The sequence below is a fragment of the Roseobacter sp. HKCCD6576-2 genome (genome assembly GCF_013179285.1).
Lineage (GTDB): Bacteria > Pseudomonadota > Alphaproteobacteria > Rhodobacterales > Rhodobacteraceae > Rhodophyticola > Rhodophyticola oceani.
In genome coordinates, this window is the sequence record NZ_WVNW01000002.1 from 300,596 (window position 1) to 326,018 (window position 25,423).

At 59.9% G+C, this 25,423-nt stretch carries 29 protein-coding genes; 15 read left to right on the forward strand and 14 right to left on the reverse strand.

Annotation, left to right across the window (positions count from 1 at the left end; genetic code table 11):
* Positions 1-14: 14 nt before the first annotated feature.
* Positions 15-485, reverse strand: a complete 471-nt coding sequence (locus tag GTF44_RS08535; RefSeq protein ID WP_171560935.1) for a YbaK/EbsC family protein — start codon at positions 483-485, stop codon at positions 15-17.
* A 75-nt stretch (positions 486-560) separates the two neighbouring features.
* On the opposite strand from GTF44_RS08535, the gene GTF44_RS08540 reads away from it, so the two are divergent.
* From GTF44_RS08540 to GTF44_RS08555, 4 genes are read left to right on the forward strand one after another with little or no spacing between them, the layout of a single operon-like run.
* Complete coding sequence (locus GTF44_RS08540; RefSeq protein ID WP_171560937.1) at positions 561-929, forward strand: DUF4440 domain-containing protein; 369 nt, start codon at positions 561-563, stop codon at positions 927-929.
* Positions 926-3,727, forward strand: coding sequence for a glutamine-synthetase adenylyltransferase (locus GTF44_RS08545; RefSeq protein ID WP_171560940.1), 2,802 nt, complete (start codon positions 926-928; stop codon positions 3,725-3,727). Before GTF44_RS08540 ends, GTF44_RS08545 begins: the two co-directional genes overlap by 4 nt.
* Complete coding sequence (locus GTF44_RS08550; protein WP_145209272.1) at positions 3,724-3,999, forward strand: hypothetical protein; 276 nt, start codon at positions 3,724-3,726, stop codon at positions 3,997-3,999. Before GTF44_RS08545 ends, GTF44_RS08550 begins: the two co-directional genes overlap by 4 nt.
* A gap of 21 nt (positions 4,000-4,020) precedes the next feature.
* The gene (locus GTF44_RS08555) at positions 4,021-4,452 is read left to right on the forward strand and encodes a hypothetical protein (protein WP_171560943.1); all 432 of its coding nucleotides are present in this window, start codon (positions 4,021-4,023) and stop codon (positions 4,450-4,452) included.
* Here the strand turns inward: GTF44_RS08555 and GTF44_RS08560 are convergent.
* Complete coding sequence (locus tag GTF44_RS08560; protein WP_145209266.1) at positions 4,449-5,438, reverse strand: GlxA family transcriptional regulator; 990 nt, start codon at positions 5,436-5,438, stop codon at positions 4,449-4,451. The genes GTF44_RS08555 and GTF44_RS08560 overlap by 4 nt on opposite strands.
* Positions 5,439-5,604: 166 nt before the next feature.
* Between GTF44_RS08560 and GTF44_RS08565 the strand changes: the two genes are divergently transcribed.
* Positions 5,605-6,978 carry a class II 3-deoxy-7-phosphoheptulonate synthase gene (locus tag GTF44_RS08565; protein WP_145209263.1) on the forward strand — a complete coding sequence of 458 codons (1,374 nt, stop codon included), beginning with the start codon at positions 5,605-5,607 and terminating at the stop codon, positions 6,976-6,978.
* A 482-nt stretch (positions 6,979-7,460) separates the two neighbouring features.
* Here GTF44_RS08565 and GTF44_RS08570 read toward each other — a convergent pair whose 3' ends face one another.
* From GTF44_RS08570 to GTF44_RS08605, 8 genes are all read right to left on the reverse strand, one after another.
* Positions 7,461-7,838 carry a hypothetical protein gene (locus GTF44_RS08570; RefSeq protein ID WP_171560948.1) on the reverse strand — a complete coding sequence of 126 codons (378 nt, stop codon included), beginning with the start codon at positions 7,836-7,838 and terminating at the stop codon, positions 7,461-7,463.
* A 103-nt stretch (positions 7,839-7,941) separates the two neighbouring features.
* Positions 7,942-8,853 carry a phage protease gene (locus tag GTF44_RS08575; RefSeq protein WP_171560951.1) on the reverse strand — a complete coding sequence of 304 codons (912 nt, stop codon included), beginning with the start codon at positions 8,851-8,853 and terminating at the stop codon, positions 7,942-7,944.
* 4 nt (positions 8,854-8,857) lie between these two features.
* On the reverse strand, positions 8,858-9,757 hold the full coding sequence (locus tag GTF44_RS08580) for a Mu-like prophage major head subunit gpT family protein (RefSeq protein ID WP_171560954.1): 900 nt from the start codon (positions 9,755-9,757) through the stop codon (positions 8,858-8,860).
* 20 nt (positions 9,758-9,777) lie between these two features.
* The gene (locus tag GTF44_RS08585; RefSeq protein WP_171560957.1) at positions 9,778-10,197 is read right to left on the reverse strand and encodes a hypothetical protein; all 420 of its coding nucleotides are present in this window, start codon (positions 10,195-10,197) and stop codon (positions 9,778-9,780) included.
* Between the two features lie 400 nt (positions 10,198-10,597).
* A complete protein-coding gene (locus GTF44_RS08590) occupies positions 10,598-11,011 on the reverse strand; it encodes a regulatory protein GemA (protein ID WP_171560959.1) in 414 nt (137 codons plus the stop codon).
* Entirely contained in the window at positions 11,001-11,282 is a 282-nt protein-coding gene (locus tag GTF44_RS08595; RefSeq protein ID WP_171560962.1) for a hypothetical protein, read from the reverse strand. The genes GTF44_RS08590 and GTF44_RS08595 overlap by 11 nt, the downstream gene beginning before the upstream one ends.
* On the reverse strand, positions 11,279-12,058 hold the full coding sequence (locus GTF44_RS08600) for an AAA family ATPase (RefSeq protein ID WP_171560965.1): 780 nt from the start codon (positions 12,056-12,058) through the stop codon (positions 11,279-11,281). Before GTF44_RS08600 ends, GTF44_RS08595 begins: the two co-directional genes overlap by 4 nt.
* A gap of 68 nt (positions 12,059-12,126) precedes the next feature.
* Complete coding sequence (locus tag GTF44_RS08605; protein WP_171560968.1) at positions 12,127-13,974, reverse strand: transposase domain-containing protein; 1,848 nt, start codon at positions 13,972-13,974, stop codon at positions 12,127-12,129.
* Between the two features lie 175 nt (positions 13,975-14,149).
* Here GTF44_RS08605 and GTF44_RS08610 point away from each other — a divergent pair, with 175 nt between their 5' ends.
* On the forward strand, positions 14,150-14,635 hold the full coding sequence (locus tag GTF44_RS08610; RefSeq protein ID WP_171560971.1) for a helix-turn-helix domain-containing protein: 486 nt from the start codon (positions 14,150-14,152) through the stop codon (positions 14,633-14,635).
* A gap of 179 nt (positions 14,636-14,814) precedes the next feature.
* Here the strand turns inward: GTF44_RS08610 and GTF44_RS08615 are convergent, their stop codons facing one another.
* Positions 14,815-15,255 carry a PAS domain-containing protein gene (locus GTF44_RS08615; protein WP_171560972.1) on the reverse strand — a complete coding sequence of 147 codons (441 nt, stop codon included), beginning with the start codon at positions 15,253-15,255 and terminating at the stop codon, positions 14,815-14,817.
* A gap of 201 nt (positions 15,256-15,456) precedes the next feature.
* Between GTF44_RS08615 and GTF44_RS08620 the strand changes: the two genes are divergently transcribed.
* The 3 genes from GTF44_RS08620 to GTF44_RS08630 are packed head-to-tail and all read left to right on the forward strand — an operon-like array spanning position 15,457 to position 17,515.
* Complete coding sequence (locus tag GTF44_RS08620; RefSeq protein WP_171560976.1) at positions 15,457-16,344, forward strand: YicC/YloC family endoribonuclease; 888 nt, start codon at positions 15,457-15,459, stop codon at positions 16,342-16,344.
* A gap of 2 nt (positions 16,345-16,346) precedes the next feature.
* Positions 16,347-16,997, forward strand: a complete 651-nt coding sequence (gmk, locus tag GTF44_RS08625) for a guanylate kinase (RefSeq protein ID WP_171560979.1) — start codon at positions 16,347-16,349, stop codon at positions 16,995-16,997.
* Entirely contained in the window at positions 16,994-17,515 is a 522-nt protein-coding gene (locus GTF44_RS08630; protein ID WP_171560982.1) for a gamma carbonic anhydrase family protein, read from the forward strand. Before gmk ends, GTF44_RS08630 begins: the two co-directional genes overlap by 4 nt.
* Here GTF44_RS08630 and GTF44_RS08635 read toward each other — a convergent pair.
* Positions 17,512-18,123 (reverse strand): histidine phosphotransferase family protein, encoded by a 612-nt coding sequence (locus GTF44_RS08635; RefSeq protein ID WP_171560985.1) that lies wholly within the window; start codon positions 18,121-18,123, stop codon positions 17,512-17,514. The genes GTF44_RS08630 and GTF44_RS08635 overlap by 4 nt on opposite strands.
* A gap of 15 nt (positions 18,124-18,138) precedes the next feature.
* Here GTF44_RS08635 and GTF44_RS08640 point away from each other — a divergent pair, with 15 nt between their 5' ends.
* The 3 genes from GTF44_RS08640 (at position 18,139) to GTF44_RS08650 (ending at position 20,079) form a co-directional block, all read left to right on the forward strand.
* Positions 18,139-18,324: a DUF3553 domain-containing protein gene (locus GTF44_RS08640; RefSeq protein ID WP_171560988.1), complete on the forward strand. Its 186-nt coding sequence runs from the start codon at positions 18,139-18,141 to the stop codon at positions 18,322-18,324.
* Positions 18,325-18,472: 148 nt separating this feature from the next.
* Positions 18,473-19,246, forward strand: coding sequence for a GNAT family N-acetyltransferase (locus GTF44_RS08645; protein ID WP_171560991.1), 774 nt, complete (start codon positions 18,473-18,475; stop codon positions 19,244-19,246).
* A complete protein-coding gene (locus GTF44_RS08650; protein WP_171560993.1) occupies positions 19,243-20,079 on the forward strand; it encodes a 1-acyl-sn-glycerol-3-phosphate acyltransferase in 837 nt (278 codons plus the stop codon). The genes GTF44_RS08645 and GTF44_RS08650 overlap by 4 nt, the downstream gene beginning before the upstream one ends.
* Here the strand turns inward: GTF44_RS08650 and GTF44_RS08655 are convergent.
* Positions 20,051-20,665, reverse strand: coding sequence for a thiamine phosphate synthase (locus tag GTF44_RS08655; protein ID WP_171560996.1), 615 nt, complete (start codon positions 20,663-20,665; stop codon positions 20,051-20,053). The genes GTF44_RS08650 and GTF44_RS08655 overlap by 29 nt on opposite strands.
* A gap of 101 nt (positions 20,666-20,766) precedes the next feature.
* On the opposite strand from GTF44_RS08655, the gene GTF44_RS08660 reads away from it, so the two are divergent.
* The 3 genes from GTF44_RS08660 to GTF44_RS08670 all read left to right on the forward strand — a co-directional run bounded on the left by GTF44_RS08660 (position 20,767) and on the right by GTF44_RS08670 (position 24,357).
* A complete protein-coding gene (locus GTF44_RS08660) occupies positions 20,767-21,504 on the forward strand; it encodes an RNA methyltransferase (RefSeq protein ID WP_171560998.1) in 738 nt (245 codons plus the stop codon).
* A 247-nt stretch (positions 21,505-21,751) separates the two neighbouring features.
* Positions 21,752-22,888, forward strand: coding sequence for a heme A synthase (gene ctaA, locus GTF44_RS08665; protein ID WP_171560997.1), 1,137 nt, complete (start codon positions 21,752-21,754; stop codon positions 22,886-22,888).
* Positions 22,885-24,357, forward strand: a complete 1,473-nt coding sequence (locus tag GTF44_RS08670) for a carboxypeptidase M32 (protein WP_171560994.1) — start codon at positions 22,885-22,887, stop codon at positions 24,355-24,357. The genes ctaA and GTF44_RS08670 overlap by 4 nt, the downstream gene beginning before the upstream one ends.
* A gap of 220 nt (positions 24,358-24,577) precedes the next feature.
* Here the strand turns inward: GTF44_RS08670 and GTF44_RS08675 are convergent, their stop codons facing one another.
* Positions 24,578-25,375 carry an enoyl-CoA hydratase gene (locus GTF44_RS08675; protein ID WP_367383389.1) on the reverse strand — a complete coding sequence of 266 codons (798 nt, stop codon included), beginning with the start codon at positions 25,373-25,375 and terminating at the stop codon, positions 24,578-24,580.
* Positions 25,376-25,423 lie beyond the last annotated feature (48 nt).

The following is a 25,423-nucleotide window of genomic DNA, read 5'->3' on the forward strand; positions in this document are numbered from 1 at the left end:
CTGTTTTCCGGGTGTCAGGCGGTGAAGCTGGCCGGTCTGGCCCCGCTCAGCCCGATCAGAACATCCGGCGCGATGGGAAAGATATGCCGTGGCGTGCCCGCTGCTGCATAAACGATCTCGAACTCTGAGAGGCGCGGATCGAACCAGGCGCGGACTGGCGCGAGATGGCCGATGGGCGCAACGCCGCCAATGGCAAAGCCGGTTTGCGCGCGGATCAGGTCGGCATCGGCCTTGCCCAGAGGTTCCCCGGCCAGGGCGCTGGCTTTGTCTGCGTCGACCTGGTTGCCGCCAGCGGTGATGAAGAGCACGGCTTCGCCGCTGGTCTCGGCTTTGAAAATGATCGATTTCGCGATCTGATCCAGCGCACAGCCCGCCGTCTCGGCGGCCTGAGCCGCTGTTCGGGTTGTGGAGGGCATCTCCAGAACGGCGGTCTCCACGCCAGCCTCGGCCAATGCGCGTTCCACGCGTTTCAAACTCTTGCTCATCGGCTTGCCCCTTGTTCCTGAGGCGCGACCATTGCAAGGATCGGGGCGAACGACAAGTGTGGGAGGTCGAGCGCCATGGAACAGGAGATTGAAGCGGCGGAGCGCGCGGTTTGGGAGGCGTTGAAGGCCGGAGACGCGGCGGCCGACGCGGCGCTGTTGAGCGCGGATTTTCTAGGTGTGTATCCAAGCGGCTTTGCCGGGCGCGCCGAGCATTCCAGCCAATTGTCGGAGGGGCCCACCGTTGCCGAGTACACCCTTTCCGATCCGCGTTTTCGCCAGCTTGGGCCTGATTGCGGGCTTTATTCCTATCGCGCGGCCTATCGTCGTCCGGGTGGCTCGGAAGAGGTGATGTTTGTCAGCTCCATCTGGCAGCGCCGGGCGCAAGGCTGGATCAATATCTTCAGCCAGGACACCCCCCTAGATGAGGCTGATCAGACCCCATGACATTCGCCGCGCGCATCACGCGTCATCCGATTGCTTTTGATCCTGAGCGCGGCAGCGAGGCCCTGGCGCTGCTTCCTGACCTAGCGCCGGAACTGCGCCCGTTGATATCGGGCACGGCGGGCTGCAGCCCGTATCTGGCCCGGCTGATGGCACAGGAGACAGATTGGCTCGCCGAAGCGTTAACGACCGCGCCGGAGGCGGCGCAAGCCGGCATTCTGGCCGCCACCGCAGAATTGGACGGCACCCGAGTGGCCAGCGGGCTTCGGCAGTTGAAACGGCGCGCAGCACTGTTGACGGCACTAGCGGATTTGAGCGGGGTCTGGCGCTTGGAAGAGGTCACAGGCGCGCTGACCGATTTTGCGGATGCCGCTGTTCACGTTGCGATGCGGGCTCATATCGGAACCGAGATCAAACGCGGCAAGCTGCCAGGGATGGTGGCGGAGGATGCGGAAACCGGTGCCGGGATGGTGGCGCTGGCGATGGGCAAGATGGGTGCGGGGGAGTTGAACTATTCCTCGGATATCGACCTGATCTGCCTGTTCGATGAAAGCCGGTTCGACCCGGGCGACGAGATGGATGCCCGGGCCAGTTTTATCCGCGCGACGCGGCGGATGGCGGCGACGCTGTCGGAAAACACCGCTGAAGGGTATGTGTTCCGCACCGATCTGCGCCTGCGCCCGGATGCAGGATCGACACCGGTTTGCATTTCGATGGCGGCGGCGGAGCGCTATTACGAGGCCGAGGGGCGCAGTTGGGAGCGCGGCGCCTATATCAAAGCCCGCGCGGCGGCGGGCGATATCGCGGCGGGCGCCCGGTTCTTGGACATCCTGACGCCCTTCGTTTGGCGCAAACATTTGGATTTCGCGACGATCCAAGACACCCATGATATGCGGCAACGGATCAGGTCGCATAAGGGGCTGCATGGGCCGATCACCCTGGACGGCCATAATATGAAGCTTGGTGCCGGGGGCATCCGCGAGATCGAGTTTTTTGCGCAGACCCGGCAATTGGTGGCGGGCGGGCGTGACCCGGATTTGCGGAGCCGGGAGACGGTGGTGGCACTTGAGGCGTTGGCCCGGAAAGGCTGGATCGAGGCCGACACCGCGGAGGCTTTGAGCACGCATTACCGCGCCCATCGGGAGGTGGAGCATCGCTTGCAGATGATTGCCGATGCGCAAACTCATAGTCTGCCGAATTCGGAAGAAGGGTTTGACCGGCTGGCGCGGTTCTGCGGTATGGCTGATACGGATCTGTTCCGGGATGCGTTGAAGGGCCGGCTGAAGGCCGTGGATCATCTGACCGAGCCGTTTTTTGCGCCCGATGCGCGCGCTGATCCAGAACCCGAGCTGAGCGAGACGGCCCGTGATATTGTCGAGCGCTGGCATGGGTATCCGGCGCTCCGCTCCGCCCAGGGGCAGGAGATTTTTGCCCGGCTCCGCCCGGATCTTTTGGCCCGGTTCGCCAAGGCGGCGCGCCCGGAAGAGGCGCTTGGCAATTTCGACGGGTTCTTGCGCGGTCTGCCCGCGGGAGTGCAGCTTTTTTCGCTGTTCGAGGCGAACCCACCCTTGGTGGATTTGATCGTCGATATCTGCGCCACGGCACCGGGGCTCGCGCGGTATCTCTCGCGGCACTCGGCGGTGCTTGATGCCGTTCTGGGCGGCAGTTTCTTTGCGGCGTGGCCCGGTGCCGAAGCCCTGACGCAGGACCTGTCGGCCGCTTTGATTGGGTTGGATTATGAGGCGCAGTTGGATGAGGCCCGGCGCTGGCAGAAGGAATGGTATTTTCGGATCGGCGTGCATCACCTGCGCGGGTTGATCGATGCGGAAGAGGCAGGGGCGCAGTATTCCGCCTTGGCCGATGCGGTCGTCGCCGGTCTTTGGCCCGCGGTCTGCGCCGATATTGCGCGGCGTCATGGGCCAGCGCCGGGTCGCGGTGGCGCAGTTCTGGCCATGGGCAGCTTGGGCGCGGGGCGGTTGAGCGCGGGATCAGACCTGGATCTGATCGTCATTTATGATGCCGGGGGCGTTGAGATGACGGAAGGCCGCCGCCCGCTGGACCCGCGATCTTGGTTTGCCAAGGCGACAAAGGCGCTGGTGACGGCGCTGAGCGCGCCGACCGCGTCAGGCAAGCTTTATGAAGTGGATATGCGGCTCAGACCCTCGGGGCGGCAGGGGCCGGTTGCCACGGGGTTGGAGGCGTTTCGGCAGTATCAGATGACTGAGGCCTGGACCTGGGAGCATATGGCGCTGACCCGGGCCCGGCCGGTGGCCGGAGCGCCCGAGTTGATGGCCGATATCGAAGCCGTACGCCGGGATGTTTTGGCCGCTGATACATCGCCCGAAACCGTCCTCAGCGACACCGCCGAGATGCGGACCCGGCTGCAGGCGGCGGGGCGAGGCGGCGATACGTGGTCGGTGAAAGGTGGTGCCGGTGGCGCGCAAGAGATCGAGCTTCTGGCCCAGGCCGCGGCCTTGGCGGCGGGCGATCCGGCGCGCGAGGTCGCCGGGCAGATTGCGGCGGCTGAACGGCTCGGCTGGCTGTCGGCCTCGGCAGCGCAAGCGCTCCGCGATGCCTACCGGCTCTTTACCCAGGTTCAGCAGGCCACCCGGCTTTTGACCGATCAGGCCCTTGACCTGGAGGAGATCGGCGTTGGCGGGCGGGCGTTTCTTTGCCAGACGACGGAGACCGATACGATCGAGGCCTTGACGAGAATGCTTGACGCGGCCCGGTCGGAGGCGGCACTGATCGTTGCAGGCATCTTGCCCGAGACGGGTGCAGAGACAGGAACATCCACATGAGCAAGCCCGGCGACGCCAATGATCCGAAAGGCCTGATCCGAGAGGCGTATTTGATCGATGGGATCACCCTGCCAGAATGCCGCTCGATCTTCATGGATTGGGCCTTGAGCCTGGCCGCGCCGGACCCGCGTGCCGCCATCGAGATCCTTCTGGCGCGCCATGGTGTTGGCCATGACGATCACCCGATGACCGAGGTCCTAAAGGCCGGACGTGCGGCCCCACCTGCGACCAAACGTCGGGGCGGGCGCGCCGCCCGTCTTGAGAACGGCTGAGCCATGAAGGATCACAGAAGCATGTCTGCCATCGGGCGGCTGATTTTTGCGGCGCTTTTGGCGGTGATGCCGATTTCCGCACTTGCGCAAGACCGGACGCCTGGCGTCTTCGACGATTATGATGCCATGCGCGCCACCTTGGACAGGTTGGTCATGTCTCGTGCGGTGTCGGAACTCCTGGCCGCTTTTGGCGGCAGCGATGAGATGTCGCCGCAAGATCTTATCGCGGTCGAGGCCCAGTTGCGCGGGTTCTATCCCAATGATTTTGTGGACGGGGCCGTGATGCAAGATGGCTCCATGTCGAATGGATTCCAGCAGCAGATCATCGCCTATTGGGACGATGAGTTCAATTACATCTATGTGCATTTGCTTCTGCACGACCGAGGCGATGATTTGGTGGCGATCCGCATGGGGTTCAACACCGATATCAACGTGTTTTTGCCGCTGTTCTAACCCGATAGGCGCGCGGCCTGCGATCCGCGCTCGCGATAGGGGGTCGTGTCGTAATGCGCCCGATAGCATTTTGAGAAATGCGACGGAGATGCAAAGCCACATGCCAGCGCCACATTGATCACGCTCATATCGGTCTGCATCAACAGGTTGCGCGCTTTCGCCAGTCGCAACTCCATGTAATAGCGCTTGGGAGATCGGTTCAGGTAGCGCCGGAACAGGCGTTCCAATTGCCGGGTCGACATGCCGACATCGCTGGCCAGAACCGACGGGCTGATCGGGTCTTCGATGTTCTGCTCCATCATCCGAATGACCTGGCTGAGCTTCGGATGGCGCACGCCGATCCGGGTTGGGATCGAGAGGCGTTGGGTATCTTGGTCGGTGCGGATCGAGGTGTAGATCAGCTGATCGGCGACGAGATTGGCCAACTCCTCGCCATGATCGGTGGCGATGATTTTCAGCATCAGGTCAATTGAGGCCGTGCCACCTGCCGTTGTGATCCGGTTGCCATCAATCACAAAGACCGATTTGGTCAGCGCCACATCCTCAAATTCTTCTGTGAAGCTGTCTTGGTTTTCCCAATGGATCGTGGCGCGTTTGCCGTCCAAAAGCCCGGCCTTGGCGAGCGAGTAGCCCGCGGTGCACAGCCCGCCGATCACTGGCCCTTTGCGCGCTTCCCGGCGGAGCCAGTTTAGAAGCCGCTTATTCGTCGCCCCCTGCACGTCAATGCCACCGCAGAGCAAAACGATGTCATCGCGCCCGACCTCTTCGAGATCGTGATCGAGTTTGTAGCCAATCCCGGCGCTGCAATAGACCATCTCGCCGCCTTCGCCAGCGAGGGACCATTCATAGAGCGTCTCGCCTGCCATACGGTTGGCGATCCGCAATGCCTCCACCGCGCAGGAGAAGCAGAGCATGGTAAACTGGTCCAGCAGCACGAACACATAGCGTTTCGGCTGGTTCGGCACGCCGTTTTTCAGGCTGGGCATGCGCCGGTCCCTTTCTTCCTCCCATCCGGGCCAATCGACGGCCCGATTTGATAGCGAAACCACCATTTGCGAGTCTTGGCAATCTCCGATAGCGCTAAAAAAAGGCCATTGGATGCACCGCCGGACATGCCTATAAGCGTGTCGGTGAGCGATGTAGGAGGCTGTTATGACAGCGGCACAAGGCTGGAGCAAATCGGATTGGCGCGCGAAACCGCGGGTTCAGATGCCGGATTATCCCGACCAGGCGGCATTGGCCGCGGTTGAGGCGCAGCTTGGGAAATATCCGCCGCTGGTTTTTGCCGGTGAGGCGCGGCGGTTAAAATCGGAACTGGCGGCTGTCTCGCGCGGCGAGGCGTTTTTGCTGCAAGGCGGGGATTGCGCCGAAAGCTTTGCCGAGTTCAGCGCGGACACGATCCGCGACACGTTCCAGGTGATGCTGCAAATGGCGATGGTGCTGACCTATGGCGCGAAAGTGCCGGTGGTGAAGGTCGGTCGGATGGCGGGCCAGTTTGCCAAGCCACGTTCGGCCCCGACCGAGGTTGTCGATGGCGTGGAGCTGCCCAGCTATCGCGGGGACATCATCAACGAGCTGGATTTCACGCCCGAGTCGCGCATTCCCGATCCGGCGAAAATGCTGCAGGCCTATACGCAGGCAGCCGCGTCGCTGAACCTGCTCCGCGCGTTTTCGACCGGTGGTTTTGCCGATATGCACCGGGTGCATTCCTGGACGCTTGGCTTCACGGATGGGGCAGGGGCCGAGAAATATCGCGATATCGCAACCCGAATTCAGGACACCATCGATTTCATGGCCGCCGCGGGTATCGATGGTGGGACGACCCATGAATTCTCGACCGTCGATTTCTATACCAGCCATGAGGCGTTGCTTCTGGAATATGAAGAAGCGCTGGCGCGGGTCGATTCGACCACCGGGCTGCCGCTGGCCGGATCGGGCCATATGATCTGGATCGGGGATCGGACGCGGCAACCCGACGGGGCCCATGTGGAATTCGCCCGCGGCGTTCAGAACCCGATTGGTCTGAAATGCGGGCCGTCGACTTCGGCAGAGGATTTGAAAGTGCTGATGGCGACGCTGAACCCGGAGAACGAGGCCGGACGACTGACCCTGATCGCGCGGTTCGGTGCCGGTAAAGTCGGTGAGCATCTCCCCCGTCTGATCAAGGCGGTTCAGGAGGAAGGTGCCAATGTCGTTTGGTCCTGCGACCCGATGCATGGCAACACGGTCAAGGCGAATTCCGGTTATAAGACGCGGTTCTTCAACGCGATCTTGCAGGAGATTCAGGAGTTCTTTGCGATCCACCGGGCCGAGGGGACCGTGCCCGGCGGCGTGCATTTTGAGATGACAGGCAAGGATGTGACCGAATGCACCGGGGGCGTGCGCGCGGTGACGGATGAGGATCTGTCGGACCGATATCACACGGCCTGTGACCCCCGGTTGAACGCCAGCCAGTCGCTAGAGCTGGCCTTCCTGGTGGCCGAAGAGCTGTCGGCCGGTCGTGAAGCGAAACGCGCCGTCGGATAACGTGAGGGAAAGAGGCAGAAGGCTCGGGGTGCGCGACGTGCTCGGAGCCTTTTTTTGTGTCGATCGCATTGATGATGCCGTCAGCCGTGAGGCGGCTAGCGTGTTAACCTTCACATCGCGGCCATCGGCGAATTGATTAATCGCGCGTGGTTAGATCGCTAGTCCTTGCCGCCTTTGACGACCCGCAAAATGGGTTTCTTGTCAGATGTGATCCGTGGTGGTGGCGTCCAGGGGGCCGGGGCTTCGGCCAGTCCCGATGCGCCATCATATTGTGTCCCAAGAGCGGGACGGCCAGCGCGCAAGGGCTTCAAGTTTGTCCGACGCAAACGGAAGCGGCGGGGGGGCTGCCCGATCACCCCTTCTGTTGTCTTTCATATAGTTTAAAAAGGGTATTTTCAGAGGTTTGATACCGAATGAGCCGGAAAGTCCTGAGAGTATCCGGAACGATCCTTAATAATCAAATCAAACAAAAAACAAATCAATCAGCCCCGCTGCCGCTTCTTGAACCATGCGTGTATGGCGCTCTTGCCGACACGGCGTGGCTCCGGGAAATGCTCCGCAACCTTTTGTGCAATCTGAGCGTAAGTTAATCGATCAATACGCGCGATTAGGAAGGCTTGAAGCTCTGGGTCGCAGTCGATCTTTGGAGCGCGGCCCATGCGATGTTCTTTGCGATGCTCAGTCACCGGGACATTGCATTCTGGCAGGCTTTCCAGTCCGCGCTGAAGCAAATGATCTTCACAAGCGCCGACTGTTTCAAGGGCGTTTGAAAGGGCTTTTAAACCTTCTTCAAACATGGCTTTACCTGCCTTGATTTGCGCGTATGCGTCTCTGATTTTGACACGGATACTTTCGCCCATTTCTGGCTCCTTACATTTGCGGGGTGAGCGAGGAACCTGCCAGTTTCCGCTCACCCCATTCCGGCTTTGAGACCAAGGCTAAGCCAAAGCCGAAAACCCCAACTTACCGTTCAACCATTGTTCCCGGTTCAATGTCGAGTTGTGCACAGATAGCCAATTCGGCCTCGTCGTATGCGCGGGACTTTGGTTCGCTCAAAGGTGAACCGCTAACGGCGGGTTTGAACAAATGGGCGTAGGCAGGCGCTGCGCTTTTGGTGAACTGGACAAAGCTGTCAGGGTCTTGGCGGCAAAGTGCCGTGGCCCAGTCGCGCATTCCCGGTGTGATAAAGCCTTCGTCAAGTGCATCCGAAACCATAGCTTCAACTTCATTTTCCCGTGCCATAGCAACCTTGCTGCCACGATCATTCATGAGGTCGCGCACGGCCTCGATCGGAACATACTTGGCAGGGTCGGGTGTGGACTGCGAAGTGATCGCGTTCAGGATTGCGCCCCGATCAGCGCTGGACGGTAGTCCAAGCGCAGATGCAATATCGCTCAGATCGGTGTCGGTTGACATGGTAGGTTCCTCTCTAGCAAGCGCTGTCAGGTGAAGGTTCGGCTCATGCACAAGGGACGCGCCCTTGAGGAACACAACCTTGCCCGTGACAGGCGCGTATTTGAACGTTGGGCTGATAAAGCGATATTCCCGCTCTTTGATCAGCTTGGCGGCGGTGTCGGTCCATTTGACATGGCCCCAAATACCATCTGGGCGCGCCTCGAGTTCGGTAATCCAGCCCGCTGCCGGAACTGGGCCGGTTTTCTTACGACCCGGATCATCCGCCTGATGCTCATAATCAACTACCAAGTCGATTTTGCGGGAACGGAATTGGGCAATCAGATGGTGGGGATTGTCGAGTTTCCATGAACGCCCGTCACGCCCCCGAAATGTGCCAAGCGGCAAGAGGTGAATAACGGTGGGCGCGGCTTTGCCCTGGGGGAGTTCCCGCGCCTCACAGGTTGCAACTTCAAACGCCATCGGATCAGCCACCCAGATATGGAGTAACGATAAGGTCGGCTGTGCCCTTCCAAGGGTTCGAGCCGCCGCCGTCGTTCACTTCGGAATTGACGATCTTTGCCGCCGCTTCTTCCAGATCGGGACCGACAACCAGTGTGGACGGGTTCACACCCATGATCCGGCCCTCATTCCCGCGCAGTTTCATCATGGCGGCGCGGGCGGCAGCGTAGTTGTCAGAGGTCAAAGGTTGCTTGCTACCGTAGGCGAATTGCCAGAGGCCAAAACCTGCGTTGACGCGGGCGCGGACGCCCATCTTGTATTTGTCTGTCATGAAGACTTCATTGTCGTCATGGCGGTTCACGCGGGTGAACTCGTATTTCTCGCGCTCTTGCCAGATGATCGGCTTGATTGGGCGTGTGGTGTCCAGAAGGAACCAAGGTTGATCCGTGCCATCGGCCATATTGCTTACAGTAACGACATCGCCCGCCGCATCTTTGGTCGGATGATCCGTGTCAAAGAAGAACTGACCGTCATAGCAAGTCACTGTGAAACCATCGGCCAGCATGGCAAACACCAGTTCGTCGGGATGCTGGCGGGCACGATGCCCCATCTCGGAAACCATCGGCTTGAAGATGCCTAAACGGTCGTCGGAGAAGTCATCGCGGCCAATAGCAACCGTGCTTTCGAACTTGCGGTTTTCAATGGTGAAGCCATGCGCGGTCAGGCTCTTGACTTCGCGTTCGCCGTCCAGCCATTCGCGCAGTTGCGGAAACTGCCCCAGCCAGCCATATGCCTCGTTCCTCGCAGAACTGGGAACGGTCATCGCAATCTTGTCATAGTAGACGGGCGCGGCGGCGTAGGCGGTCGAGTACAGCGTCTTGAAGCCGCGAAAGGCGAGATCAACGTTTTCAGGATTAACGATCATGGCGGAGGTTCCTTGAGGGGTTAGAGAAAGCCAGCGTCACGCAACCGCGCTGCCACGCGCTCGACAGTACGGGCGTGGCAATTCAGCTCGCGAGCGATTTGAGGGTGTGACTTGTTTTTGAGGAAAGCCGCGCGGAATGCGGCCATGTTTCGAGCCGAGCGCGAATGCGGTCCCATCGGGATTTGGGTCGTCCCGTGTCCCAAACGATTATGGAGCCAAGTGAAGATAGTTTCGCCGAGCCGTTCGAAAACTACCGAACGCTGCATTGCGTTACGCTTGGGCAAGTGCAAAACGCATCCGCCATATGTGCCTGTCAGCTTCCAGACGGCTTCCGGCCCCAGATCGTCCTCAAGGGCTTCAAGCAACTCACTGACGCGCATATCCAGCGTCAGCATTTCGTCGCAACTTAACAGATGATTATGAACGGGTGTTTTCGACATACCCGGAAAATACCGACAGGCGTCGGGGATTAACGGCCCGACAGTTGTCGGGATCAGACATGTAGTGTGAAAGCGTCTGGAAGGACGGTGTCTCCTTCGCGGCTCATGACCGGCTGCCCGCTTGGCTCAGACGCTTGCGTCTGGAAGGTCGTCAACCCTTCACGGCCATTTGGCCGACTTCGACGAATTGGCTCAGGCGCACGATTTGGATAGCAAACAGGACGCATTCTGGCAACGATACAGTGTTGTTACCTCGGAATTCGCCGTTAAACACCATTTAAACGGGGCAGGGGCGCTGTTCCGGTGTTTTCGGCTGGTAGGGTTGCTAAATTCATGAACCCCGCTTCAGAAACGAAAAGAGCGGCGCTCAAGCGCCGCCCCTCAATTCATAGCATATTAATCAAGCCGCACGGGACTTCATCGCCTTGAGAGCAGTAATTGCCCGCTGGGCTTGCGATTTGGTCATGAAGCGCAAACTGGATATCTTGAATGTGCGAAAGAGCCATTTGTTCAACTCACTCTCGCCTTCATAGGCGGCCCGGGTGTATTCGCGCCAGATCGTGCGGATCAGTTCAAGCTGGGCGAAACTCGCCATGCCGGGGCGATTGCCGTAATTCTCACCTTTCGCCAAGAGCGGTGCAAAGCCCAGATATTCGAAAAGCCCCATCATTGCGTTAAACCCGGCTTGATCCAACTCGGTTGAACTGGTTACACCCGCAACCTCAGTCAAAGCGCAGCGGTATTCCGCATCATTCAGCCCGAGTTTGTTCTTTGCCACATGCAGAACGGTAATGTGTTTTCGACTAAGCGGCATTGCGAACCTCTGTTTTGAGATTGAGGCCAAACTTGGCAAGGCACTCGCCTTCCTTCTCAGCTGCATGCTTCATCGCACGTCCAAGTAAGGAAAACAGGGCGATCAGGTTGCCCGTGTTTTCGGGATTGTCGAGAGAGCCAGTGGACATTCCGTTTTCCACCATGCCGAGCACATTGCCCATGAAATGAAAGACGTACTGCACCTCTTGCGCGGCGATTTTGAGTTCCGCCGCCTCAGCTTGTGTCAGTTCGATTTGGATTGTTTTGCTCATGATGCCCTCTTTCCGTCCAGCTTCATATCAATGATAGCGGCCTTGAGATGCTCATGGCCGGGCATCTTGTCGCCCGCAAAGAGCGTGGCAATCCGAATGACGTTCTCGACATTGCGCAAGCCGCCCTGCATCCGGGCGATTGCATGCAGCGCATCAATGGATCGCACATCCGCTAAGGCGGTGCTGTCCACCACGGCGGCAACATCGGCGCGGCTCACTTGCCGGATCACAACCGGGCGCATGAGGCGGCTTTGCAATTGTGGCATGGCCTCAATCGCGCGAGGCAAGTCCAAATCACCACAGAAAACCAGATCGAAGCCGCCTGTTTCCGCTGTGGCGCGAAGCCATTCAAACGCCTCGCCGGTCTGCCCGCTCTTGCGGTTCCGCTGGTGCAGATATTGCGCTTCATCCACAACCAGAACACTTCCCGTCCCGATGTAACTTGCAATCTTTTCTCGCGCCTCAAAGTGACAGTTGAATGTCGGTCGCGCATGGCCCCAAAGGTTTGCTAGGGCATGAGCAAAATTCCATGCGGTGCCTTCGCCACGGGCGGCTTGAATGAACAACGCATTCTCGCCGTGCGCCTCGCAAAAGCGACGAACAGCGCTTGTCTTGCCCGTTCCGGGTGCTCCGGCAATCATGGTGATGCTGGGGCGGTCCGTCGCTTTGACAAGGTCAAGTGAACGGCGAATGTCTTGTGCCGTTTCGGTATCCGCCCAGTCGCCGATTTGCCGGGCTTCAACTCCGGCATTGGCAATTCGTAAGTGGTGTGCCATGTTTGTCTCCGTTGATACAGAGGGGCTTGCGCCCCGGTTCAATGGCGTGGGGGATGGTGCTACATCCCTCATGCCAACTTACCCGCCCGAGCCTTCTTGGCCTCAAGCGCGGTATCCATATTCCGATAAAAATCAGGATTGATCGTCTGCCCGGTTTCACCTTCGGGTTTCGGTTTCGCCTTCAAAGGCGAACCAAACCGCCCTGCGACAACCTGCTCCGGTTGCGAAGGCATTGGCGCAGGCGTGGGTGCATCGAGCGCAGCCAACGCGGCGACAAACTCTTGATCCGTCATGTAATCATGGGCTTTTTCCGCCGCCGTTGCAGCGGCCCGCGCGGCCTTCTTGTTCCGTTTAGCCGAACGGATACCGTCAACGCTGTCATACTTGCCCGCTTGCACTGGAGCGATGCCTTCACAGATCAGGTTGCCGTCTTCGTCAAAGGCGATTGCCGGGGCGCTAAAATCGTCGGGATCGCGGCCTAGCAGGATCTTCCGTCCTGACTTATGGAAGGGCAAGAGCGCTTCTTGCGACAAGGGATCGCCGTAGGTCCAGCCATACTTGCGAACCTGTCCGAAACGATCCACCGAAACCGGGCTGTAGATCAGCCCAGCAAGGTAAATCTGCTTGGCGGTCGGTTTGCGTTTGATACGGGCGTCCAGACCGTCTTGAAACACCTGTTCATAAGAGCGCCCATTCGCACCTTGGCCGCGCCGCCCCGGTTCACGATTGAACCGGGCAATCTCGCGCTCGATCACCTTCCGCGCATCCTCAACTGGGATCGGCACAACGTCAGCAGACGGGCTTGCTCCGGGCGCGTGGCCCGCATGGCAACCTCGAAACTCTGGTCTATCGTCCACAACACGCGACAGGCTGGCAAAGACGCGTTCCATAATCTTAGCTTGGGCGTTCTTAGGTAGGGCAAAAGTCAGATTGATACCCATAATCTTGCAGATACCGGGCGGCTGGACGCCTTCGGGCTTCTTACCGCCGTTGCGGAACCGATGGACATTGCCGCCCGCCACCAGATGCCCTGCAAAGGCCGAACCGTTGTCAGGGTAAAGACGGTCAAAGATGCCAAAGGTTTCGCATATGCGCTTGATAACACGCACTGTTGCCGGCGCATTTTCGGTCTCGACCAATTCCCAGCCAAGAACCATATTTGAGGCCACGTCGGCTACGGCAATCATAACCGGGCGAACCGCGCGGCCGTCGCCAAAATCAACCCAGAAATCTTGTGTTCGCCCATCAAGCGACACCCATTCCAAAGGGGCAATCGAAGTTTTGTCGCGCACAGTCGGGATCGTGAGCCGCTTTACGGTCGCTTCGCGGCCATGCCGTGCTGTATGTCGCTCCGCCACGCTTAAGGCGTTCCAGCGGCGGTAGAATGTCGGATAAGATGGAACCGCCCAGCCCATTTTCTTGCCGACGTCGCGCGTGTCACGCCATGCAGCCGACAACGGGAACTCTGGGGCGGCATTGCGGATCACAGTCATGAAAAACCGCCATGCATCCGTTGACATATCCGCGCGGCCTTTGGCTCCGCATGTATAGTTGTCCAATAGCGCAGGGGCAAAGTTGATCGGATCAACCCCTTGAACACGCTTCACAATGGCCTTGAGGCGCTGCGCTGAATTGCCCTTTGCACCGAACCGCTTATGCACCAGTTTTTCGCGCTCACGCCAGACGATTGCATCGCCCAGCGACACCAGAAATCGGGCAATCTCTGCTTTGCGCTCCGCCCGTTCACGCCGCGACGGCGGCGCTTGCATGAATGCTTCATGGGCCACGTCGTCAAACACGCCGGGATCAAGATGCAGGTTCTCGCTTTCCCGCTGCAGATATGCCAGACGCTCCGCCTCGGGCAGTTGTGCAATATCGACAGCGAAACCGGAACCAGTGTCCAGCAACGGAACCATTTCACGCCTCAACCACTGGATAGCACCCTTGCGAGTGCTCGGTATGCGGCCAGCCTTCAATAGCTGTCTGATCGACACGTAATGTTGCAAAGTCCGCAAGCCTCTTGTATCATTCGGTTACAGAATACCGTAAAAAAATACGGTAATCAATACATAGATACAGAAAGACAGAAAAATGGACGCCGCGCAACTGTCACAACTTGATCTCTCGAAGCGTCTTCGAGAATTGATGCTGAACCATGACCTAACCGTTGCCCAGCTTGCTGAGATTGGCGGTATCTCCAAGAGCGCTATGGAAAAGTATCTTGCGGGGCCGAGTTCTCCCCGCGCGGTTACGCTTGCCAACATTTGCACGGCTCTATCGCTAAGCCCGTCTTGGTTGATGTTTGGCGTATCCGAAAACGACGAAGTTGCCGAAATGTCAGCCTTCACTACAAGCGTTCTGACAGCGTCAGCCGAACTGCTCTTGACCATTAAGTCAGATCAGGAATTGCTTGGCGCTTTCGCTAACGAGGAACCCACAAGCGATGCTTGGAGGGTCTTCCGGGCTGACCTTCCATACGTTGCTGGAAAGAAGGCTTATGCGGAATATGTCAGGTTGAAAGGCAGCGTTGCCATCTCTCAGCCACTTGAGATCAAGGCTTCCAAGTCCAAGCCGTAACCTGTTACCATATCAGGTAACACGATTTTCTGACGCCCATTGAAAACATTGAATTTTCTTACTGCAAAAAACCCTGTCAAATACCCCAATACCCCCGGAAAACCTACAAAGTGTTCAAACCTTGTGAAAAACAAAATTTGCAAGGCATTGTTTTGTAACGAAAAAAATTTTGCGCCAGTTCAAACCATCTGAAAGCCGTCACCTTCGGTGACGAGCACCCCAAGCGCGCGGCTGATTTCCCCATCGATATTGCGCAGGGGAAGAAGCGCCATCCACCCATCCAGCGGCGCGCGCCCTTCAGCATCGGATATCAGTCCCAAATCCAAACGACACGGTCCGGTGAAGACGGTTTCCACATGCTCCATCAAAGACTTACGCTCACTCAGCTCAAAAATTGCATGGAACGGCATGCCGCGGACGTCCAGACCCATCAACTCGTTGACATGGGTTCCCGAAAGACGGAACCGCACCGCGTCTGGGCGGGCACGATCAAGGATGAATGTATAGCTTAAGACCTCCGAAATCTCGCGCGTATCGATATCGGACCGGTTGGGCACATCCCGAGAGGCCCGGAGACGATCCCAGTACTCAATCACGTCACGTATCGTCGGATGCGCCATCGTATGCTTTCGCTGCCAGCAGGCAACGACATTCTCGCTCGCCGTCTGTATACCACACCGCGCGCGCCTCACCTCACGCCCTCCCAATGGGATCGTCGCGTTGTGAAGCGATCACAGAATATGTTAACGCTAGCCACGAAATCCTTACCCAAATCTTAACAACTGAATAAAATTTTACGGGCATGGGGGGCAAAATCCTAAATGGTTAACTCAATGACTGGCTATGCGGCACGCGAAGGAAGCGCGCCTGGGCAGGTGTGGTCCTGGGAAATGCGTAGTGTGAATGCTAAAGGTTTGGACCTGCGGTTGCGCTTGCCGGAGCGTATGGGCGCGCTTGAAGCCGCCCTGCGGAAACGGCTTGGCGCGGCGCTTGGGCGCGGCAGTGTTAGCCTCTCGTTGAAATTGGCGCGCGCGCCTGGCGCCGGGACGCAGGCCGTCGATCAAGCCGCACTGACCTCAGCGCTCGCCGCGATGGCGGAGGCGACCCGGGCGGCAGAGGCGGTTGGCTTGGTGATTGCCGAGGCGACGCCGACGGATATTCTGTCGATGCCAGGCGTTTATGATGCCCGCGGCGCGGACCCGGAACCACCGGCTCTTGAGGTGTTGCTGGAGGATTTCGATGCGCTTTTGGCGGCGTTTCAGACCATGCGGGCCAATGAAGGTCTCGCGTTGGATGCGGTGCTGACCCGGCAATTGGGTGAGATGGATGGGTTGGTCGAGGAGGCCGCAACACGTGCCGTGGCTCGGCAGGAGAAGGCGGCTCAGGCTTTTCGGGACAATGTGGCCAAGCTGATCGAGGCGGCCGAGGGCCTGGACGAACCGCGACTGGCGCAAGAATTGGCGCTGTTGGCCGTAAAGGCTGACGTGACCGAAGAGATTGATCGCCTACACGCGCATGTGGTGGCGGCGCGCGAATTGCTGACAACCGAGGGGCCGGTTGGCCGGAAGCTCGACTTTCTGATGCAGGAGTTCAACCGGGAGGCCAACACGCTGTGCTCCAAATCTTCGGATACCGAACTGACGCGCATCGGGCTTGACCTGAAAGTGCTGATCGATCAGATGCGCGAACAAGTTCAAAACGTGGAATAAAGATGCCGCTACAGACCCGCCGTGGATTGCTGATCATCTTGTCCTCGCCCTCGGGCGCCGGGAAAACGACTCTGGCGCGCCGGTTGATGGCCTGGGACCCGAGCCTGAGTTTTTCGATCTCCGCGACGACGCGGCCCGCGCGCCCTGGTGAGGTCGATGGGCAGCATTATCATTTTCTGAGCGAAACGGCGTTCAAGAAATTGGTGGCCGACAACGCCATGCTGGAACACGCGTTTGTCTTCGGCAATTTCTATGGCAGCCCCTTGGCGCCGGTGGCCGAGGCCATCGATGAGGGGCGTGACGTGCTGTTCGATATCGACTGGCAAGGGGCGCAGCAGATCAAAACTTCGGCGCTCCGCGATCATGTCCTATCGATCTTCATTTTGCCGCCCTCAATTGCCGAGTTGAAACGGCGGTTGGAGGCTCGCGGCCAGGACGATGCCGAGACTATCGCGAAACGGATGCAGAAAAGCTGGGATGAGATCAGCCATTGGGATGGTTATGACTACGTGCTGATCAACGAGGACTTGGACGCAACTGAAGCGAAACTGAAACAGATTGTCGAGGCGGAGCGGTTGAAGCAGGCGCAGCAACCGGGTCTGCAAGGGCATGTGCGGATGTTGCATGACCAGTTCGAGGAGGGCCGGGGATGATTTATGCGCTTGACGGGATTGCCCCGGAGATTGCCGAGGATACATGGGTCGCGCCCGATGCGAATGTGATTGGCAGGGTCGTGCTGGAAGCCGGCGCAAGCGTCTGGTTCGGCTGCACGATCCGTGGGGACAACGAGGAAATCCGGATCGGCGCTGGCTCGAACGTGCAGGAGAACTGCGTTTTTCATACCGATCCGGGTTGTCCTCTAACCGTCGGGGCGGATTGCACGATTGGTCATAAGGCGATGCTACATGGCTGCACAATTGGCGACGGGTCTCTGATTGGGATGGGAGCCACGGTTTTGAATGGCGCCAAGATCGGGCGCGGCTGTTTGATCGGTGCCGGAGCCTTGGTGACCGAGGGCAAAGAGATCCCTGATGGCAGCTTGGTGATGGGCGCACCGGGCAAGGTGGTACGGGCGCTTGACGAGGCGGCGACGGCAGGGCTTTTGGCCTCAGCCGAGCATTACCGACAGAATATGCGGCGGTTCCGGGCCGGGTTGGTGCTGCTGTCTTAGACCCGGATGTCGAGGCCGGTCTCACCCACGCTCACCCACGGGCCGCGACCGATGGCAAAGGCCGTATCCCTCAGGAGAAGAAATTGCACCTCCGCAGGGCGGACATCCGCTGTCTCCGATGGATGCTCCAAGAGTTGCCAAAGCGCGCGGTCTGCGGTGAGCCTTGGCCCTTCGGCGGTGACATGCAGCCCGGTCTCATCTTGTGTAACGGTGATGTCGCCCCCCATCGGCAAGGCGGTCTCGGCGCAGTTCAGCATCAAAAACGCGAGTTTGACGTCCAGCCGTGGCATTGCCTCAGTCGGCGTCCAAGTGACACGCAGCCGCCCGGTGGCGTGCAGGCCAGACAGGATGTCATCGATTTCCCGGCGGCTGATCGTTTGGTCGGCGCAGGCCGCCCCAAACGCGATCCGAAAAAATCGAATGCGGGCCAGGGCATCCTTGACCGCATCCGTGATCAGCGCCATCTCTGGGCCATCGGTGCTGCCGGTCATACCTAGGAGCTCGACGCCGTTGCCAATGGCGCCAAGTGGGTTCACGAGATCATGGCAAAGTCGCGAGCCAACCAGCGCGGCCACATCTTCGGGCGGAAAAATCGGTCTGTCCTCCATTTGCGGAGCCTCTACATGTCGGATGATCTAAATGCGATTTTGGAGCCGGGTATGATTGTCCGCCACCCGGAGCGGTCCGATTGGGGGCGCGGGCAGGTGCAGTCAAATATCGGGGGCAAAATCACTGTGAATTTCGAGCATGCCGGAAAGGTTGTCATTGACGGCACGCGCGTTGGGCTGATCATGGACGTCCTCTCGTAAAGCTCGAGCGATAATCGTTACAGTAAAAACCGGATGGTTAACCAAACCCTAACATGTCAGGGGTCGGCGGCAAAGTGCCGACTGGGCGCATGCTTGCGTTCGCAGGCGGCTTTGGTAAACCCGCGCGAGACGAGGGCTGAGGACGCATATGCAAATCGATGACGGTCATTTCGAGGTGCGTTTGGCGACCGATGCGGAGGATCTTCGGGCCGCGCAACGCTTGCGATACGAGGTGTTTGTGGGCGAATTGGGCGGCGATGGCCCGCTCGTCGATCATCAGGCGCGGTTGGAGCAGGACCGTTTCGATCCGTATTTCGATCATCTGATGTTGCTGGATCATCGCCGTGCGGCGGGTGATCAGGTTGTCGGTGTGTATCGGTTGATGGGCGATGCGCAGGCCCGGGCCGCCGGGCAATTCTATTCCGAAGATGAATATGATTTGCAGGTGTTGAAGAGATCGGGTCGTCGGTTGTTGGAGTTGGGCCGATCTTGTTTGCATGCCGAATATCGTGGCGGCAGCGCGATGATGCATCTTTGGAACGGGCTGGCGGCTTATGTGTCGGCGCGCGAGATCGAGGTGATGTTTGGTGTCGCGTCATTCCACGGCACCGATATCGGACCTTTGGCGCAACCGCTTTCGTTTTTGCATCATCGCCACCTTGCCCCGGTCGATATCCGTGTTCGAGCCCGGGCCGAGGCGTTTCAGCGCATGGATTTGGTGCCAGAGGAGCAATTGGATCGACCGGCGGCGACGCGCGCGATCCCCTCCTTGATCAAAGCTTATCTACGGCTTGGCGGGTTTGTGGGCGAGGGGGCGTTTATTGATCGGCCCTTCAACTGTGTCGATGTCTGTTTGATCATGGACACAGCGCGGATGTCGGACCGGCATCGGGCGATTTATCAAAAAGGCGCGTCGGCGTGAGCACCTGGTATGGCGAGGCCCCGCCGCCACCGCCGCGCGCATTGGGCGCGCGTGATTGGTTGCGCGTGGCGCGCCGGGGCGCGCCGCTTCTGCTGCTCTTGGCGATCTGTTTTTCGTTGCTCCTCTTGTTGCGGGTGCCTGAGCGCTGGCTCTTCGGACTGACCCGACCGGTCACGCCGTATATCACGCAGTTTGTCTGTATCTCCGCTTGCTGGCTGATTGGCCTGCCACGGCGCGTCAGCGGTCAGCCGATGGCCGGGCCGGGGGCTTATGTGTCGAACCATGTCAGCTGGCTCGACATCTTTGTGCTGAATGCCTGCAAACGATTGTATTTCGTTGCGAAAGCCGAAGTGCGGGGCTGGGGCGGGATCGGTTGGCTGGCGCGCGGCACCGGAACGGTGTTCATCAATCGGCGGCGCGGTGATGCCCGGGCGCAGCAGGCCGTGTTTGAGGATCGCTTGATCACAGGTCACAAGCTGCTGTTCTTTCCAGAGGGAACATCGAGCGACGGGCAGCGGGTTTTGGATTTTAAATCAACGCTTTTCTCGGCGTTCTTCACAGATCGATTGCAGAACGTCCTGCAGGTGCAGCCGGTATCTCTGCGTTATGCTGCGCCGACTGGCGCGGAGGCGCGGTATTACGGTTGGTGGGGCGATATGGAGTTTGGGGACAACCTGCTGCAGATCCTCGCCACGCCACGCCATGGGGCGGTATATGTGACCTATCATCCGCCGCTGCGTGTGGCCGATTTTGTTGATCGCAAAGCTTTGGCACGGGCCTGCGAGATGGCCGTGCGGTCGGGGGTCAGCGAAGCGGCGCTGTCAGACGGGTAAGCGCGGCACTGGCATCCTCTTCGCGCCAGATTTCCTCGCCGATGGCGAAGAAATCGGTGACCGGCGCGAGAGTTTCGATCAAATCCGTGTCGAGCGCACCTTCGGCGACCACGGGCAATTCGATCATTTCCGACCACCAGGCGAACAGGTCCCGCTCAGCTTTGCTGCCATCGCCCAGGGCGCTGTTGCCAACCGGCCCAAAGGCGATGTAGTCCGCGCCAGCTTCGCCCGCCGACATGCCGTCATGGGAGGAGGTGCCGCAAAACGCGCCGACAATCGAGTCGTCGCCCAGCTCTTTCCGGGTCTTACGCACCGACCGTGCGGCATCGGTCAGATGCACGCCATCGAGGCCCAAAGTTTGGACCAGTTGCAGATGGGCGGTGATTACAATCGGTACATCGCGCGCATGAGCCACCTCGCGGAGCGCGTCAGCGGCGCGGGCGACATGGGTTTCGTCATGGCTTGCCAGGGTCAGGCGGAGGCAGGCGATCTCGAACCGGTCGAGGACCGAGGCCAAGCGCGGGGCGAAGACCTCCGGCTCGAAGGATGGAGGCGTGATCAGATAGAGTTGCGGGGTCTCGGTCATGGAGGCGTCCTCGGGCGTCGCGTTGCGGGGTGATAGCGCGCGGGGGCGATGCGAACAATGGGGGGATTGCATGGGCGGTGGGGCCGCACTAGACGAGCGCCATGACCCAGCCTGTTTTCATTTTGGTCCGCCCGCAGATGGGCGAGAATATCGGTGCTGCCGCGCGCGCGATGTGGAATTTCGGCCTCGATCAAATGCGGGTGGTGGGCCCGCGCGATGGCTGGCCGAATGAACGCGCCGTCGCACTGGCCAGCGGGGCCGGGCGGCTTTTGGATCAGGCGGGGCTTTGCCAGAGCGTGCCGGAGGCGATCCGCGACTGCACGTATGTTTTCGCCACCACGGCGCGGGCGCGAGGCTTGACCAAGCCGATTGTGACGCCGGAGCGCGCCATGGAGCAGGCCAGGGCGATCCAGGCCGAGGGTGGCAAGGTCGGCGTGCTCTTCGGGCCGGAACGTGCGGGGTTGGAGAATGAAGATATCGTTCTGGCCAATGCCACGATTTCGGTGCCGGTGAACCCAGAGTTCCCGTCGCTCAACCTGGCGCAATGTGTGTTGCTGACCGCCTATGAATGGCGGCGGCAGGGTGTGGATGTGGCGCCTGAGGTGATGGAGATGGCGGGGACCGAGTTTGCCAGCGGGTTGGAGCTTGAGAAGCTGGGCGATCATTTCGAGGAGCGGCTGGGGGAGGCGGGGTTTTTCTTTCCCGAGACCAAGGCCGAGGGGATGAAGGTCAATCTGCGCAATCTCTGGGGGCGGCTCCCCCTGACCCGGGCGGATGTGCAGATTTTCCACGGTGTGATGCGGCAAATGGTGCGGTGGGCCGAGAAGCGGCGGGATTAGCCGTGATGCGCGCCCTACGGACTCCGGCCCGGCGGCGATGGCAGGCTGCGCCTGCTTATGGGCTTTGAGGGGCGCGGAGAGAGAGGCCGCCGGGCTTTGCGCGGTTTGGCCGAGTTTGGGAGCCTCCGGCGGGGATGTTTGGGAAGCAGAGAAGCCCGGGGACGTGACAGGGCGACGCGCTTGCTTGAAGGCGGTTGGGGCTTGGGATAGCTCTGTCGGCAAGATGTGAGAGGGTGAGGCGCAGGGCATGAGCCGCAGTATTTTCGAAGAGGTGAGCGAGACGCAGAAACCGGCGGCGACACCGGGCGGCGTGAGCGGCGGGCGTGGGCGCGGACGGGCGTTGGTCCGGGCCTGGCTGATGGCGCTTTTTGCGCTGGTGGTGGTGATGATCGCGGTGGGCGGGCTGACCCGGCTGACCGATAGTGGGCTTTCGATCACCGAATGGGCGCCGCTGTCGGGCGCGATCCCGCCATTGAGTGCAGAGGCCTGGGACGCGGAGTTCGAGGCCTATCGGGCGATCCCGGAGTATAAGTTGCAGAACCAGGGGATGAGCCTGGCTGAGTTCAAGGTGATCTATTGGTGGGAATGGGGTCATCGGCAGTTGGGCCGGGTGATTGGCCTGGTTTGGTCGCTTGGATTTGTTGGGCTTTTGGCGACGCGCAATGTGCCGACGGGGTGGACCGGGCGGCTGTTGCTCTTGGGAGGGCTTGGCGGGCTGCAAGGCGCGATTGGCTGGTGGATGGTGTCGTCAGGCTTGGAAGCCGGGATGCTGGACGTGGCGTCTTATCGGTTGGCGATCCATCTGGGTTTGGCCTTCCTGATCCTGGCGCTGATCGCGTGGTATGTGATGGCGCTTGGTCGGGACGAAGCGGCGCTGATGCAGGCGCGGCGTTCGGGCGATAAGCAGTTGAAGGGGATGGCGACGGGGGTTTTGCATTTGACCTTTCTGCAAATCCTCATCGGGGCCTTGGTCGCGGGGATCGATGCGGGGCGGAATTTCATTGACTGGCCACTGATGGCCGGCGGCTTCACGCCGCCGGATATGTGGGTGTTGGAGCCGGTCTGGCGGAACCTGTTTGAGAATGACGGGACGGTGCAGTTTTTCCACCGGATCGTCGGCTATCTGCTGTTCATCTTTGGTGTCGTGGTTTGGTGGATGGCGCGTCGTTCGGCTCTGGTCGCGACCAAGCGGGCGTTTGATTGGATGGCGGTGATGCTGTTGGGGCAGATGGTGTTGGGCATCATTACGGTCATGCATTCGTCACCTTGGTATTTGGCGATTTTGCATCAATTCGGCGCGGTCGTGTTGGTGGTTCTGGTGCTGCGCGCCCGGTTCCTCAGCTTGTACCCATTGCCACAATCGGTTCGAGGAGCAGGCGCATGAGCGCGATGGACGATCTCACGGCGTTTCAACGTCAGACGGAAGCTTTGGCGCAAGTCATGGGGCGGCTGAGTTGGGACCAGGAAACCATGATGCCCGAGGGCGCAGTTGCGCAGCGCGGCGAGGAACTGGCCGCGTTGGAGGGGGTGCTGCACAGCCGTCGGGTCGATGCGCGGGTGGCCGATTGGCTCGCGGCGGCCAAACCAGAGACAGAGGCGGATGCGGCGCAGATCCGGTTGATCCGCCGCGCGTATGACCGGGCGGCGAAAGTGCCGGCGGAATTGTCTGCTGCCATCGTTCGGGCCACGGCGCTGGCCCATCGCGTGTGGGCCGAGGCTCGGGCCAATGAAGACGTGGCGTCTTTTTTGCCTGTGTTGCGTGAGATCTTGACGCTTCGTCAGGAAGAGGCGGCGGCGCTTTCGGGTGATGGCGATGCGTATGACGCGCTGCTCCAGGATTATGAGCCGGGGATGAGCGGCGCGGCGTTGGAGGAGATGTTCGGCGCGCTTCGGCCGCGCTTGGTGGTGCTGAGAGCCGCGGTGGCCGAGAGCGGCTATGATCCGGCGCCGCTTGACGGGGTGTTCTCGAAAGAGCAGCAGCTGGCCCTGACCCATGAATTGGCTGCGGCCTTTGGCTATGATTTCAACCATGGCCGGATCGACGAGGCGGTGCATCCGTTCAGCTCCGGCAGTGGTGCCGATGTGCGGATCACCACGCGGGTGGATGAGCGTGAGCCCTTTGGCTGCCTCTATTCGACAATCCATGAGGTCGGCCACGCCACTTATGAACAAAACATCGCGCCGGAGTTTCGCCTGACCAGTCTGGGGCAGGGCGTGTCGATGGGCGTGCATGAGAGCCAGAGCCGGATCTACGAAAACCAACTGGCGCGGAGCCGGGCCTTCACCGGCTGGCTTTATGGCCGAATGGTCGATCGGTTCGGGGCGCTGAATGTCGACGGCGAAGAGGCATTTCATGCCGCTGTGAACCGGGTGCAGCCGGGATATATCCGCACCGAGGCGGACGAAGTGCATTACAATCTGCATATTCTGATGCGCTTTGATCTGGAACGCGCGCTTTTGGCGGGTGACCTGGCGGTCAGTGATCTGGAGGCGGCCTGGAATGACCGGTTTGAGGCCGATTTCGGCGTCGCGGTGGACAAGCCGTCAAACGGGATGTTGCAGGATGTGCATTGGTCCGCCGGGCTGATCGGCTATTTCCCGACCTATTCTTTGGGCAATGTCTATGCAGGGTGCCTGCACGCGGCGCTTCGGCGTGATCTGCCGGAACTGGACACGGATTTGGCGCGTGGGGATCTGCGCGCGGTGACGGGGTGGTTGAAAGAGCGTTTGCAGCAATATGGCGGACTTCGATCGCCACGCGAGACGATCCAGCACGCCATTGGTGGAGAGATCAGCGAAGCGCCACTTCTTGATTATCTGGAAGACAAGTTCACGGCCATCTACAGGGCCTGAAGACGGGGGATGAAGGGTCGGGGGAAACACGCCGACCCAAACTAACCGTCGACGCCGATAAAGGAACAGGTTGCGAAGACCAAAGCCGCCTAGGTCTTCGTCCTTCAGATCGGCAAAGGATAACTCGAAGCGGGCTCGATCGCTATTTGGTCCGCCCCGCCAGATAACCGCGCCCGGTAGGCCAAGCCACCATCCACAATATCCCTGTTCCTAGAATAGGTTAGGGGGTGTCTTTCCAGTCCGGTTCGCGTTTCTCTAGAAACGCGGCAATGCCTTCGGCGGTGTCGTCTTCCAGCATGTTTTCGACCATCACCGCGCCTGTTTGGTCATAGGCCGAGGCGATGGGTTGTTCGAGTTGCTCGTAAAACGCGCGTTTGCCGATCCGGACAGCGCTGCCCAGCTTGCTGGCGATCGTTTCGGCCAACTCCATCGTTTCTTGTTCCAGCGCTTCGGAATGCACGGATTTGTTGATTAGCCCGAGTTCCGCCGCGCGATTGGCATAGATGAAGCGCCCGGTTGTGAGCATCTCAAACACGTGTTTGCGCGACACATTGCGGGAAAGCGCCACCATCGGCGTGGAACAGAAGAGGCCGATATTGACGCCGTTCACGCCGAAACGTGTGTCGTCCGCCGCTATGGCCAGATCGCAAGAGGCCACCAGTTGACAGCCCGCAGCGGTGGCGATGCCGTGCACTTGCGCGATGACCGGTTGCGGCAGGCGCGGGATCATCAGCATCACCTCCGTACAGCGATCGAAGAGATCGCGGATGGCGCGGGCGCCCTTGTCGGGCGCTTGCCGTTTGGTGCGCAGCTCTTTCAAGTCATGCCCGGCGCAAAAGGCTTTACCCGTCCCGCGTAGGATCACCACGCGCTGGCCGGCGTCATGCATCAGCGCCGAAAACTCCTCGTTCAATCGGGCCAACATCGCGTCACTCAGCGCATTCAAACTGTCCGGGCTGTTCAATGTCAGCCGTGTAATCGCCCCGATATCTTCTCGGATTAAAATCTGCTCGGTCACCTGCACGCTCCCTTGCCAAGCCCCTGAAAACACGCGAACCCTAGGGCG